A 12,714-nucleotide genomic window follows, 5' to 3' on the forward strand; every position below is an offset into this window, starting at 1 on the left:
TGGTGCTGGGCCATCGACCTGCGCCGCATCGGCAACGCCGAGCGCTTCCTCGCAGCGGCGCTCGGTCACTTCAGCGCTTGAGCTCGAAAGAAACTCAACAGCTAACGGTGAAAGCGCCTAAAAAAAAGGGCCGCGTTCGCACGCGGCCCTTTTGCATTTACCGTTTTCGCTTACTTGTACTGCGGACCGTTCAGCACGAAGGGGCCGCCCTGGTAGATGGTCGTCACGTCGCCCGCCTCCGGATACTCGGCGGTGGCGGGGAACAGGTGAGCGAACTGGCTCGAACTGTCCTTGGCCTTGAAGCCCAGGTGGGCCGCCTTGGTGTTGTCCCACCAGCTGCCCGCGTTGTCGGACTGGCCGAACACGATGGTGTGGCCCACGCGCGGCGCGAACAGCGAGCAGCGCAGCAGTTCGACCAGGTCGTCGTAACTGAAATAGGTGGTCATCATGCGGCGGTTCTTCGGCTCGGGGAACGAGGAACCGATGCGCACGCACACCGTCTCGATGCCCATCCGGTCGTAGTAATAGCGCGACAGCGACTCGCCGAAGCATTTGCTGACGCCATAGAAGGTGTCGGGGCGGGTCGGCGCGTCGGCGTCGATGACGTCGGTGGTGCGGTAGAAGCCCACCGCATGGTTCGAGCTGGCAAACACCACGCGCTTGACGGCGCACTTGTCGACCGCCTCGTACAGGTTGGCCGTGCCGAGGATGTTCGCCTGCATGATGTCCTCGAACGCGTACTCGGTCGACAGGCCGCCGAAGTGCAGCACCACGTCGACGCCGTCCATCATCGCCAGCACGGCGGCCTTGTCGGCCAGGTCGCACTGGACGATCTCCTCGCCGGCGCGGGCCGCGCCCAGGCTGTCGGTGCGCAGGTCGGACAGGCGCACCACGTCGGCCCAGGCGCCGATGCGCTCGCGCAGCACGGTACCCAGCCCGCCGGCGGCGCCGGTGAGCAAAATGCGTTTGAAGGGCTTGCCAATAGTGTGTGTGGTCATGGTCGTCAATGATGGATGAGAGAGTAAATTGGGGTGGGAGCTCAGGTCACCGGCGCCGGGTTGAACAACACCAGCGCGTTGTGCAGCTTCCACTGCTCGGCCCAGGTCTTGCGGCCGCTGGCAACGTCGAGCAGCATGTGGAACAGGTCCCAGCCGACGTCGGCGATGCTGGCCTCGCCGCTGGCGATGCGGCCGGCGTCGAGGTCCATCAGGTCATGCCAGCGCGTGGCCAGCGCGGTGCGGGTGGCCACCTTGATCACTGGCACGGCGGCCAGTCCGTACGGGGTGCCGCGGCCCGTCGTAAAGACGTGCAGGTTCATGCCGGCCGCCAGTTGCAGGGTGCCGCAAATGAAATCGCTGGCCGGGGTGGCGGCGTAGATCAGCCCCTTGCTGCTGAGTTTCTCGCCGGGCGCCAGCACGCCGGAGATGGCCATGCTGCCGGACTTGACGATCGAGCCCATGGCCTTTTCGACGATGTTCGACAGGCCGCCCTTCTTGTTGCCCGGCGTGGTGTTGGCGCTGCGGTCAACGCCGCCCCGCTCGAGATAATTGTCGTACCAGGCCATCTGCGCGACCATCGCGTCGGCCACCGCGGGCGAGGCGGCGCGCGCGGTCAGCTGGTCGATGCCGTCGCGTACTTCGGTCGTCTCCGAAAACATCACGGTGGCGCCGGCCCGCACCAGCAAATCCGTGGCAAAGCCCAGCGCCGGGTTGGCGGTCACGCCGGAGAAGGCGTCGCTGCCGCCGCACTGCATGCCGACGATCAGCTCGGAGGCGGGACAGGTTTCGCGACGGCGCAGGTCGAGCACGGCCAGTTGCTGCTCGGCCGTCTGCATGATCGACGCGATCATCGACATGAAGCCCACATGCGCCTCGTCCTGCAGGCACACGTGGGACGGCTCGCCGCCATTGCCGGCGATGGGGATGGCGCCTTTCGGGAACAGGCGCGCCGGTTGCAGCTTTTCGCAACCAAGGCTCACCAGCATCGCCTGGCCGCCGAAATTCGGGTTGCGGCTGATGTTGCGCACGGTGCGGATGGGGATCTCGGCGCCCGGCGCGTCGATCGCCACGCCACAGCCGTAGGTGTGTTCGAGACCGACCACGTCGTCCACGTTGGGATACTTGGGCAGCAACTCGGCCTTGATGCGTGCCACCGCATGCTCGACGACGCCGGCCACGCACTGCACCGTGGTGGTGATGGCCAGGATGTTGCGGGTGCCGACGGTGCCGTCGGCGTTGCGGTAGCCCTGGAAGGTGTAGCCCGCCAGTGGTTCGACCGCTTCCTGAGCGCGGGTGCTCACGGGAAGGTGGTCCAGTCCACGCGCCGGCGGCATCAGTACCTCGGCCTCGGCGACCCAGCTACCGGCTGCAAGCGCCTTCGCGGCGGCGCCGATGGTGACGTTGTAACGCAACACCGGCGCGCCGGCGGCGATGTCCGTCAGCGCCACCTTGTGGCCCTGCGGGACTGCTTCGCGCAGCGTGAGACCATCGGCAAACACGGCGCCGGCGGGCAGGCCGCCGTCGTTGACGACGATGGCCACATTGTCGTTGTCGTGCATGCGGATGTAACGGGGAATCGGGGCGGGCGCGCTGGACGTCGCAGTGGTCATGGTACCTTCCTTGGCGTGGTTGATGCCTGGCGCCTGCCCCAGCAGTGCGAAGTCGCCGGTAGCGCGCCTGACAAGCGTGTGCTACGTTGCTCGTCGTTGCATGGCTCGCCATGCCGCCACCTCGCGCCTTGCCCACACTTGCCATGCATCGCTTCCGGCTTCCCCCGTCCTGTTGGGATAGGCGCCAGGCCTGACCAATCAAGTATGCCAGCAAATAAAATATTTGGCTAGTCCACATTGAAAAATTGGTCTAACCACTTTACAATAACCGTCAACAAGATCACACCGCCATGAACAAGAAAATTTCGCCACCCCACGAGACCGTCAGCCAGGAACCGCGCCTGTACCGCGTCGTTGCCGACCGCATCCAGCAGATGATCCGCGACGAGCGCATCGCGCCGGGCGAACGCTTGCCGTCCGAGCGCGACCTGTCGATCAAGCTCAGCGTCAGCCGCGCCTCGCTGCGCGAAGCGCTGCTCGCGCTCGAACTGGGCGGCGTCGTCGAGGTGCGCAGCGGCTCCGGCGTGTACGTCAGCGAAGCGGCGACCTTGGAGGCGAGCCTGGCCGAAGCGGGCCCCGGCCCGTTCGAAGTGCTGTCGGCACGCCGCCTGATCGAGGCCGAAGTGGCCGCCATCGCCGCCCGCATGGCCACCGACAGCGCCGTCGACGCCATCTTGCGCGCGGTCGAAGAGATGGAGCGCCAGCACGCCGACAAGTCGAGCAACGAGCAGGCCGACCGCAACTTCCACCTGGCCATTGCGCGCGCCACCGGCAACAGTGCGCTGGTCGGCGTGATGGGCTACCTGTGGGATCAGCGCGGTCACTTGTGGCACAAGCTCAAGGAGCATTTCCAGACCGAAGAACTGCGCCTCGAAACGCTGGCCGATCACCGCCGCATCGTCGCGGCGATCGCCGCGCGTGACCCGGCCGAGGCCAAGCGCGCCATGCGTGCCCACCTCGAGCGCGTCACCCGCACTTTTTCGCGGGGCTAGTTTGTAGAGACGACGTTTGCAAGCCCCGCCTGCGACCTCGGCCCCTTCGGGCGGCCTTCGTCGACAGCGGCACGGTGCACGCGAGGTGCGCCACCAGGCGGGTCCCCCGGACCCGCTTTGCCGACAATAACAGGGGACACAGACATGAAACTTCGCATCTGCACGCTGGCATCGCTGGCGCTGTGCGCCGCCGCGGGCGCCCAGGATAGCCGCACCGTCAGCGAGCCGCGCCTGCCGCCGGCGTGCGCGGTGCTGGCGCCGCTGGCGCTGGCAGCCGGTGGCGACGACGCCGCCCGCATCCAGGCCGCGCTCGACGCCTGCGCGCCCGGGCACGCGCTGCACCTGGCGCCGGCCAATGCGCAGGGACGCTTCACCAGTGGTCCGCTGCGCCTGCCCAGCGGCGTCACGCTGGTGATCGATGGCGGGGCCACGCTGTACGCCAGCGGCGATGCCAGGGTCTATGACCGCGGCGCCGGCAGCTGCGGCACGATCGACACCAACGGCCGCGGCTGCCGCCCCCTGATCAGCGCCGACGACACCAGCGGCGCCGGCATCATGGGAGACGGCGTGATCGACGGCCAGGGCGGCCGCCTGGTCGATGGCAAGACCGAATCGTGGTGGCAGCTGGCGCGCCGCGCGCAAAAGGAGAAGGGCCGCCAGAACGTGCCGCGCCTGATCGAAGTGAACCGCTCGCGCGACTTCACCATGCACCGCATCACGCTGCGCAATTCACCGAACTTCCACGTCACGCTCAACCGGGTCGACGGCTTCACCGCCTGGGGCGTGCGCATCGACACCCCGCACGACGCCCGCAACACCGACGGCATCGACCCGATCTCCTCACGCAACGTCACCATTGCCCACAGCTTCATCCGCACCGGCGACGACAACGTCGCCATCAAGGCGGGCAACAACGGCCCCACCGAGAACATCTCGATCCTGCACAACCATTTTTACAGTGGCCACGGCATGTCGATCGGCAGCGAGACCAACGGCGGCGTGCGCAAGGTGCTGGTCGAGGACTTGAGCATGGACGGCACCACCGCGGGCCTGCGCATCAAGAGCAACGACACACGCGGCGGCGACGTGCGCGACATCGTCTACCGCAACGTCTGCCTGCGCGACGTCAAGGCGCCGATCTACATCGGCACCCACTACGAGCCGCAGCCGGCCGGCACCCTGATCCCCTCGTATGCGGGCATCACGATGGAGCGCGTGCACAGCATCACGCCCGGCAAGGTGCTGCTGCAAGGCTACGACGAGCAGCGCCCCTTGCTGCTGACCGTGCGCGACGTCGTCGTCGCCGGCGCGCCCGAGGTGCAACTGGCGTTCGCCCGCATCGGCGGCGACGGCCAGCCGGGACAAATCAATCCGCCCGGCGTCCAGGGCATCGACTGCAGCGCGCGCTTCACGCCCTTCCCGCCAGCGCCGCCTCCCCTCACCACCCCACAATAAAACCACAAGGCAGACACCATGCAAGAGACCATCAACACGAAACGCCGCGGCCTGATCCAGGCACTGGGCGCGGCCGGGCTGGCGCCGGCGGCGCCGGCGGCACTGGCGGCGGCCCATGTCGCCCCCGACCCATGGCTGCAGGCGCAGGCGATCATCGACCGCCTGGCCAAGCCCGTTTCCTTCCGCAAGGTCGACTACCTGGCCAGCGACTTCGGCGCCGCGCCGTGCAAGCTGGTGATGGTCAAGGGCTGGCGCTCGTCGGACGAACAGGCCGACATCGCCACGCCGGCGCCGGGGTCGAAGGACTGCTACGCGGCGTTCGCCGCCGCCATCGCCGCCTGCCACCAGGCCGGTGGCGGGCGCGTGGTGATCGCCGCCGGCGACTGGTATTGCGCCGGCCCGCTGGTGCTGCTGTCGAACGTCAACGTGCACCTGCAGGCGGGCGCCCGCATCTACTTCAGCAACAACCCGGCCGACTACGCCAGGTACGGCGACTACGATTGCGGCGCCAACGGCAAGCTGGTGCTGTCGCGCTGGCAGAGCAACGACTGCCTGAATTTTTCGCCCATGGTGTATGCGCACGGCCAGGACAATATCGCGCTCACGGGCGATGACTGGACCAGCATTCTCGATGGCCAGGGTGGCATGCCCTTCGATGGCAGCAAGGACTGCTGGTGGACCTGGAAGGGCAAGGACAAGACGATCGACGCGGCGGCGCAGCACACCACCCCGAATTTCACCGCCAACAAACCCTCGCAGCGCACCCCCAACCCGCGCAATCCCAGCTCGCTGGCGGCCATCGCGCCCCAACTGGACGACGCGCAGCGCCGGCTGATCCAGGGCGAGGGCGAGACCTGGCGCTGCGACGAGAACTTCCTGCCGGCGCTGTCCGAAGCGGGGGTGCCGGTGGCGCGCCGGGCGTTCGGGCTGGGCCATTTCCTGCGCCCGCCGATGATCCAGCTGATCGGCTGCACCAACGTGCTGCTGCAGGGCTACCAGGTCACCAACACGCCGTTCTGGCAGCACCATCCGGTCCACTGCCGCAACCTGGTGATCCGCAAGGTCTATGCCAACAGCCTGGGGCCGAACAGCGACGGCTTCGATCCGGAATCGTGCGACTACGTGCTCGTCGATGGATGCACCTTCGATACGGGCGACGACTGCATCGCCATCAAATCGGGCAAGGACCTCGATACCCAGTACGGGCCGTCGCAGAACATCGTCATCCAGAAGTGCACCATGCATAGCGGCCATGGCGCGGTAACACTGGGCAGTGAAATGGCGGGCGGCATCCAGAACGTATTCGCCCAGGACCTGGTGTTCGAGAACGTCCATTGGGCCACCAATGCGCTCAATACGGCGATCCGCCTGAAAACGAATATGAACCGCGGCGGCTACCTGCGCAATTTCTACGTGCGCAATATATCGATCCCGAACGGCGTGCAAACGAGCCCCTCGTTCTACGCGTCCCTGCCCGGTTCGCCCATTGCGACGCGCAGCGTGGCCGCCGCCGCCGGCGCCGTCGTCACCTTCGACTGCGACTACTCCCCGCGCGCCGACAATGTGCGCACGCGCCCGCCCGTGGTATCGAATGTGCACATCTCGAACGTCCGCGTGGGCAATGTGACCAAGGGCGGCAAGCAGGTCTCGTGCTACCAGGCGATCGTCATCCTGGGCCCCGTCGCCTTCGACTACAACGGCCCGCAACCGGCGCCCGCCATCCTGCCCGTGCACGACATCACCATCAGCGACTGCGATTTCGGCACGCCCGTCAACGCCGCCCAGCCCTACTACCTTTATAACGTCAAGGGCCTGACGCTGAAGAACGTCACCATCGCCGGACGCGTGCACAACAGCACGCTGTCGGCTTGAATCACGCCGCCCCTACAGGAAGCAACACCATGAAACTGCGCCCTATTCTATTCGCCGCCGCCGCCAGCGCCTGCTGCCTGGCCAACGCCGCCGGCAAGCTCACCGTCGCCGTCAGCAACACGGGCGAGCTGGCACGCCCGGCCGAGACGATCGTGATCGCCTGGTCCAGCGTCAACTTGCACCTGCCCGGCGCGCTGCTCCAGCAGATCGTCGTGAAAGACGCCGCTGGCCACGTGCTGCCCTACCAGGTGACGAACGTCGCGCCGCTGGTGAAAGACCCGCGCGGCGAAGGCGTGGCCTACGGCGAGCTGTTCTTCCAGCACGATTTCGCCGCCGGCGAGAAGAGCGCCACCTTCACCATCGAGAAAACCACGACGGTGTCGCCGCCCTTCCCCATCAAGGCCTTCGCCCGCTACGTGCCGGAACGGCTCGACGACTTCGCCTGGGAAAACGACAAGGTCGCCCATCGCACCTACGGCAGCGCGCTGGCCGCGCCGGCCGCGCCCGGCTCCGGCAAGGAGGTGCTGGTCTCGAGCGGGGTGGATATCTGGTTCAAGCGCGTGCCGTATCCGATCGTCGACCGCTGGTACAACAAGGGCCATGACCACTACCACCACGACGAAGGCGAAGGCATCGACATGTACAACGTCAGCGGCAGCCGTGGCAACGGCGGCACCGGCGTGTGGGACGGCGCCGCACTGCACGTGGGCGTGAACTACCGGACCTGGAAAGTGCTGGCCAACGGCCCGGTGCGGGCCATCTTCGAGCTGGGCTACGACAGCTGGGACGCCGCCGGCGTCAAGGTGTCCGAGGTCAAGCGCTACACGGTCGACGCGGGCCATTATTTCGACCAGGTCGAGAGCACCTTTTCGTTCACCGGGCCGCAGCAGCTGACCGCGGCCGTGGGCATCAACAAGACCCCGTCCGACAAGGGCCAGACGCCGACGATCACGGTCGACCAGGCAGCAGGCGACGGCGCGCTGATCCAGTGGGTCGAGCAGCGCTCGAAGGGCGCCTTCGGCACCGCCATCATCGTGCCGACGGCGGGCCAGCCAGCCTACGCGGAGGACGCCAGAAACGCCCTGATGCTCGCGCCCGTGAGCGCCGGCCAGCCACTGCGTTACTACGTGGGCGCCGCCTGGAGCGGGTCGAATGAGATCACCTCGCGGCAGGACTGGCAGCGCTACGTCGCCCAGCAGTCGGCGCGCGTGCGCGCGCCCGTCAGCGTGAGCCTGTCGGCCACGCCCTGAGGCAAGCGGGGCGCCGCCGGCGCCCCTGGTTCAGCATGCGGACGATGGACGCGGCGCGCCGAACAAGGCCGCCACCAGCGGATCGCGGCGCGCCGGCGCACTGCCGGCGCCAGGGGAACAGCCGGCCACGCAGTCGGCGCGGGTCAGTGCGGCAAGGAAGACCCCTGCCGCCAGCGGATCGGCGCTACGGCGATACAGCGTGCGGTCCAGGCAGCCCGCGGCCTGGCGCACGGGATGCGCATCGATCACCCCTGCGTCGAGCAGTTCGGCGAGGTAGTTGCGCGCCGCCGTCAGCGAGCATTCCAGCAACAGGGCGACGCCGGCATTGCCGAGATCGCGCGCCGCGAACGCGGCGACCAGCGCCCCCAGCTTGTCGATACGCCGCGCGCTCGAAAGTCGCGATGCGATTTGCCTGCTTGTCAAAAGTGTCTCCCGCTGGTTGGATCGAATGGCGCCACCGCGCGACGTCAACGTCGCCCGTTGATTCTAATGTGGCCTGACCACCTTGGCAAGCTGGTAATACCAAAATTCAGGCAGGCGCGCGACCCGGCGAGCGCTCAGACGGGGCTGTGATCGACGCTGAAGGTGAACTGGCGCCGCAGGCGCTGTCCCGGCGCCAGCACGGTCAGTCCGTTGTGCACGGGTCCGCCGGGCATGTTGTGGGCATTGATGACGTGGTCGACCGGTTCGAAGCAAAAAAAATCGCCGCCAGCGGGCGCATACACAATGTAATAGGCGGCGTCGGCCTCGATGCGCAAGCGCAGGCCCCGCTCCGGCCAGGCGATGTCGGCGCCGCCATCCCATCCGGCGAACACGTTGTCGATCGCGCTGGCCGGCAAGGGGCTGTGATGCTCGAAGCACCACGCCGGCGGCACCGGCACGGCGCTGGCCGGCAATTTGTCGGCGCCGCCCAGCCAGACTTCGCGCGCGGGCGCGCGCAGCGTCACGCCGGCGCTGCGTGGCATCCACGGATGCAGGCCCAGGCCGAACGGCAGCGCGCATGCGCCGGTATTTTGCACTTCGAGCGTGATCGCGAGGGTGGCGTCATGCAGCGCATAGTCCATCTGCGCCACGTACGAAAACGGCGCGCCGGCCGCGCGATCGAGCCGCAGCGAGACGGCCGTCTCCCCCTGTTCGATGACTTGCCACGGCAGCAGCCAGCCGTCGCCGTGGATGGGGTAAGGATCGCCGTCACGGTTGGGGGCGACCTGGTAGCTGCGGCCGTCGAAGGCGAAGCCGCCGGCCAGACGGTTCGACCACGGCAGCAGTGGAAAGCAGGCCAGCTGGTTCGGCCGCGGCCTGCTGCCAGCATCGGTGGCAGCGGCCAGCGGGCGCAGCACGGGGACCGGCGCGGCCGCGCCCAGCGCATCGAGGCGCGCCAGGCCGCCGCCGATGTCCGGCACGATCTCGGCACCAAGAAAAGCGTTACGTAGCGTGACCGTGCGCATTCAAGCGTGGCCGCCGAAGCATTGCTCGGGCATGCCGGCCACGCCCGCATCGAGCATCAGGACGGCGCCGGCCAGCAGGTCGCCGGCGGGCGCGCCGGTGCTGATCGAGGTGACCAGCATGGTTGTCATGTCGGCGCCGCCGAAACTGCACATGCTCGGCTTGGCCAGCGGCAGCGTGATCGAGCGGTCCAGTTTGCCCTCGGGCGTGAAGCGGTGCAGCTGACCGGCGTCGTTGGCACAGGTCCAGTAGCAGCCATCGACATCGATGGCGGCGCCGTCGGGCCGGCCCGGGTACCCGTTCATGTCGACGAACACGCGCTGGCCGCTGGGGGTGCCGCTGGCGGTATCGTAATCGAAGGCCCACACCAGTTGGCGCGAGGCGTGCGAGTCCGACAGGTACATGGTGCGCCCGTCGGGCGACCAGGCCAGCCCGTTCTGCGTGACCAGGCCCGAGACCACGGGCGCCGAGATGCCCGCGCCGGCGCTGTAGCGATACAGCTTGCCGCTGGCGGGCGGCAGCGTCGCATCGAGCGCCATGGTGCCGCTCCAGAAGCGCCCCTGGCGGTCGCAGCGGCCGTCATTGAAGCGCATGCCGGCCATGCTCCCGGCGGGCGCGGCCAGGCGCGTCGCCGCCACTGCCTGGCTCGCTTCGTCGAGGCGCAGCTGAAAGATCCCGCTTTCCATGCCGGCGATCAGGTCGCCCTGCTCGTCGAGGGCGATGCAGGCGACCATTTCGGCACACTGCCATGTGCGCGCCGTGCCGGTGGCGCCATCGAAGCGCCAGATCGCGCGGGCGGCGATATCGACCCAGTACCACAGGGCGCGGCGCGCGCACCACAACGGACTCTCGCCGACCACGCAGGCCATGTCGCCGACGCGGTCGATGGTCGCGGCTGCGCCGAAGCTTGATGGAGTTGCCATGATTGCCTTTGAGTGTGGGTGGCGCGGCGCGCCAATGGAAGGATATCGGTCGTCGTACAACGATTGCAGTAGTATAATCAGCACACATTTAAATAGCAACGACTGCCCTCGACAGTTCCTTTTCCGAGCGACTCCATGATCCCGACACCCCTGCCCTCCGCGCCCCCCAAAAAACACCGCAACCTGGCCCAGGGGGTGGTGGCCTACATTGCCGACGCCATTCGCGACGGGACCCTCAAACCGGGCGACAAGCTGCCCACCGAAGCCGAATTCATGCGCATCCTGGGTGTGAGCCGCACCGTGGTGCGCGAAGCCATTTCGCACATGCAGGCGGCCGCCATGGTCGAGACGCGCCACGGCATCGGCACCTTCGTGCTTGAGCCGCCGCCGGCGGCCATGCTGGGCATCGATCCGAACACGGTCGTGACGATGCGCGACGTGCTGGCCATCCTCGAACTGCGCATCAGCCTCGAGACCGAAGCGGCCGGCCTGGCCGCCAGCCGGCGCAGCGACGCCCAACTGCAGCAACTGCGCGCCGCGCTCGACAGCTTCCAGACCTGCGCGCGCAATGGCAGTGAAACGGTGGCGCCGGACGTGCAGTTTCACCTGCTGATCGCGCAGGCGTCGGGCAACCGCTACTTCCACGACATCCTCAACCACCTGGGCACGAACATCATTCCCCGCTCGCGCGTGAACTCGGCCAAGCTGGCGCAGGACGAGCCGTCGGCCTACATGGAGCGCGTGATCCACGAGCACGAGGACCTGTTCAATGCGATCGCGCGCAAGGACCCCGAGTCGGCGCGCGCGGCCATGCGCACCCACCTGAGCAACAGCCGCGAACGCCTGCGGCGCGCGCAGGAACTCATCGAGGGCAAGCTGCCCTAGAACCCGCGCGCCCCGTCAGCCGATATAGATTGCCCGGAAATCGTTGACGTTGGTGAGGGTGGGCCCGCACACGACGGAGTCGCCCAGCGCCTGGAAGAAGCCGTGGCCGTCGTTGTTGGCCAGGCTGGCGCGCGGCTTGATGCCCAGCGCCCAGGCGCGTGCCAGGGTGTCGGGGGCCAGCAGGGCGCCGGCGATGTCTGCCTGGCCGTCGACGCCGTCGGTGTCGCAGGCGATCGCGTGCACGCCCGCCAGGCCATTCAAGGCCACGCCAAGAGAGAGCAGGAATTCGACGTTGCGCCCGCCCTGGCCGTCGCCGCGCACGGTGACGGTGGTTTCGCCGCCCGAGAGCACGATGCAGGGCGGCGTGAACGGTTGATGGTGCGTGCGCACCTGGCGGGCGATGCCGGCCATGACGATGCCCACTTCGCGCGCTTCTCCCTCGATGCTGTCGCCGAGGATGTGGACCGCAACGCCCGCGGCGCGGGCGACGGCGGCGGCCGCTTCGAGCGCCATCTGCGGCGTGGCGATCATGCGAATGGCGTTACCGGCCAGGCGGGCGTCGCCCGGCTTGAGCGATTCGCCGGCGCCCGTCTCAAGCAATGTGCGGATGGCGGGCGGCACGCTGATGGCGTAGCGTTGCAGGATGTCGAGGGCATCGGCGCAGGTGCTGGGGTCGGCGCTGGTGGGGCCGCTGGCGATGTCGGCCGGATCGTCGCCCGGCACGTCGGAAATGAGCAGTGTGAGCACGCGCGCCGGGTGGCAGGCGGCGGCCAGGCGGCCGCCCTTGACGGCCGACAGGTGGCGCCGCACGCAGTTCATTTCGCCGATGGTGGCGCCGCTTTTGAGCAGCGCGCGGTTGAGGTCCTGCTTGTCGGCCAGGGTCACGCCGTCCAGCGGCAGCGCCAGCAGGGACGAGCCGCCGCCGGAAATGAGGCAGATCACCAGGTCGTCGGCGCTCAAGCCTTGCACCAGCGCGAGGATGCGCCGGGCCGCCGTCATGCCGGCCTGGTCGGGCACGGGGTGGGCCGCTTCGACGATCTCGATGCGCTCGCACGGCACCGCGTAGCCATAGCGCGTGACGACCAGGCCGGCCAGTTCGCCCGGCCAGTGCTGCTCGAGCGCGCGCGCCATCTCGGCCGAGGCCTTGCCGGCGCCGATGACGATGGTGCGCCCGCGCGGCGCGGCCGGCAGGTGCGGCGGCAGGCAGCGCGACGGCTGCGCCGCGGCGACGGCGGCATCGAACATTTGCCGCAGCAGCTTCGGTGGATCAATCATGGCGATCT

At 68.1% G+C, this 12,714-nt stretch carries 11 protein-coding genes; 5 read left to right on the plus strand and 6 right to left on the minus strand.

The features are described 5' to 3' along the window. Nucleotides 1–170: 170 nt before the first annotated feature. Together ACP7EY_RS11125 and garD are read right to left on the minus strand one after the other, a co-directional pair. Nucleotides 171–998: an NAD-dependent epimerase/dehydratase family protein gene (locus ACP7EY_RS11125; RefSeq protein ID WP_426193434.1), complete on the minus strand. Its 828-nt coding sequence runs from the start codon at nt 996–998 to the stop codon at nt 171–173. 41 nt (nt 999–1,039) lie between these two features. Next, the gene (gene garD, locus ACP7EY_RS11130) at nt 1,040–2,608 is read right to left on the minus strand and encodes a galactarate dehydratase (protein ID WP_426193436.1); all 1,569 of its coding nucleotides are present in this window, start codon (nt 2,606–2,608) and stop codon (nt 1,040–1,042) included. 290 nt (nt 2,609–2,898) lie between these two features. Here garD and ACP7EY_RS11135 point away from each other — a divergent pair, with 290 nt between their 5' ends. The 4 genes from ACP7EY_RS11135 (at nt 2,899) to ACP7EY_RS11150 (ending at nt 8,177) form a co-directional block, all read left to right on the plus strand. Next, a complete protein-coding gene (locus ACP7EY_RS11135) occupies nt 2,899–3,600 on the plus strand; it encodes a FadR/GntR family transcriptional regulator (protein WP_426193438.1) in 702 nt (233 codons plus the stop codon). 144 nt (nt 3,601–3,744) lie between these two features. Next, on the plus strand, nt 3,745–5,055 hold the full coding sequence (locus ACP7EY_RS11140) for a glycoside hydrolase family 28 protein (protein ID WP_426193441.1): 1,311 nt from the start codon (nt 3,745–3,747) through the stop codon (nt 5,053–5,055). Nucleotides 5,056–5,073: 18 nt separating this feature from the next. Next, entirely contained in the window at nt 5,074–6,927 is a 1,854-nt protein-coding gene (locus ACP7EY_RS11145) for a glycoside hydrolase family 28 protein (RefSeq protein ID WP_426193443.1), read from the plus strand. Between the two features lie 29 nt (nt 6,928–6,956). Beyond that, entirely contained in the window at nt 6,957–8,177 is a 1,221-nt protein-coding gene (locus ACP7EY_RS11150) for a DUF4861 family protein (protein WP_426193445.1), read from the plus strand. A gap of 30 nt (nt 8,178–8,207) precedes the next feature. On the opposite strand, the gene ACP7EY_RS11155 is transcribed toward ACP7EY_RS11150, so the two are convergent. The 3 genes from ACP7EY_RS11155 to ACP7EY_RS11165 all read right to left on the minus strand — a co-directional run bounded on the left by ACP7EY_RS11155 (nt 8,208) and on the right by ACP7EY_RS11165 (nt 10,546). Further along, the gene (locus ACP7EY_RS11155; protein ID WP_426193447.1) at nt 8,208–8,600 is read right to left on the minus strand and encodes a hypothetical protein; all 393 of its coding nucleotides are present in this window, start codon (nt 8,598–8,600) and stop codon (nt 8,208–8,210) included. A 134-nt stretch (nt 8,601–8,734) separates the two neighbouring features. Next, the gene (locus tag ACP7EY_RS11160) at nt 8,735–9,625 is read right to left on the minus strand and encodes an aldose 1-epimerase (protein ID WP_426193449.1); all 891 of its coding nucleotides are present in this window, start codon (nt 9,623–9,625) and stop codon (nt 8,735–8,737) included. Then, nucleotides 9,626–10,546 carry an SMP-30/gluconolactonase/LRE family protein gene (locus ACP7EY_RS11165; RefSeq protein WP_426193451.1) on the minus strand — a complete coding sequence of 307 codons (921 nt, stop codon included), beginning with the start codon at nt 10,544–10,546 and terminating at the stop codon, nt 9,626–9,628. 135 nt (nt 10,547–10,681) lie between these two features. Between ACP7EY_RS11165 and ACP7EY_RS11170 the strand changes: the two genes are divergently transcribed. Next, nucleotides 10,682–11,431, plus strand: coding sequence for a FadR/GntR family transcriptional regulator (locus ACP7EY_RS11170; protein ID WP_426193453.1), 750 nt, complete (start codon nt 10,682–10,684; stop codon nt 11,429–11,431). A gap of 15 nt (nt 11,432–11,446) precedes the next feature. Here ACP7EY_RS11170 and ACP7EY_RS11175 read toward each other — a convergent pair whose 3' ends face one another. Next, nucleotides 11,447–12,706 carry a glycerate kinase type-2 family protein gene (locus ACP7EY_RS11175; protein WP_426193455.1) on the minus strand — a complete coding sequence of 420 codons (1,260 nt, stop codon included), beginning with the start codon at nt 12,704–12,706 and terminating at the stop codon, nt 11,447–11,449. Nucleotides 12,707–12,714 lie beyond the last annotated feature (8 nt).

This window comes from Massilia sp. DWR3-1-1, assembly GCF_049898325.1.
Lineage (GTDB): Bacteria > Pseudomonadota > Gammaproteobacteria > Burkholderiales > Burkholderiaceae_D > JAFCUW01.

Excerpts from the sequence above, each read along its gene's own strand:
- ACP7EY_RS11125 (WP_426193434.1), bottom strand. The coding sequence starts at position 998 with ATGACCACACACACTATTGGCAAGCCCTTCAAACGCATTTTGCTCACC.
- garD (WP_426193436.1), bottom strand. The coding sequence starts at position 2,608 with ATGACCACTGCGACGTCCAGCGCGCCCGCCCCGATTCCCCGTTACATC.
- ACP7EY_RS11135 (WP_426193438.1), top strand. The coding sequence starts at position 2,899 with ATGAACAAGAAAATTTCGCCACCCCACGAGACCGTCAGCCAGGAACCG.
- ACP7EY_RS11140 (WP_426193441.1), top strand. The coding sequence starts at position 3,745 with ATGAAACTTCGCATCTGCACGCTGGCATCGCTGGCGCTGTGCGCCGCC.
- ACP7EY_RS11145 (WP_426193443.1), top strand. The coding sequence starts at position 5,074 with ATGCAAGAGACCATCAACACGAAACGCCGCGGCCTGATCCAGGCACTG.
- ACP7EY_RS11150 (WP_426193445.1), top strand. The coding sequence starts at position 6,957 with ATGAAACTGCGCCCTATTCTATTCGCCGCCGCCGCCAGCGCCTGCTGC.
- ACP7EY_RS11160 (WP_426193449.1), bottom strand. The coding sequence starts at position 9,625 with ATGCGCACGGTCACGCTACGTAACGCTTTTCTTGGTGCCGAGATCGTG.
- ACP7EY_RS11165 (WP_426193451.1), bottom strand. The coding sequence starts at position 10,546 with ATGGCAACTCCATCAAGCTTCGGCGCAGCCGCGACCATCGACCGCGTC.
- ACP7EY_RS11170 (WP_426193453.1), top strand. The coding sequence starts at position 10,682 with ATGATCCCGACACCCCTGCCCTCCGCGCCCCCCAAAAAACACCGCAAC.
- ACP7EY_RS11175 (WP_426193455.1), bottom strand. The coding sequence starts at position 12,706 with ATGATTGATCCACCGAAGCTGCTGCGGCAAATGTTCGATGCCGCCGTC.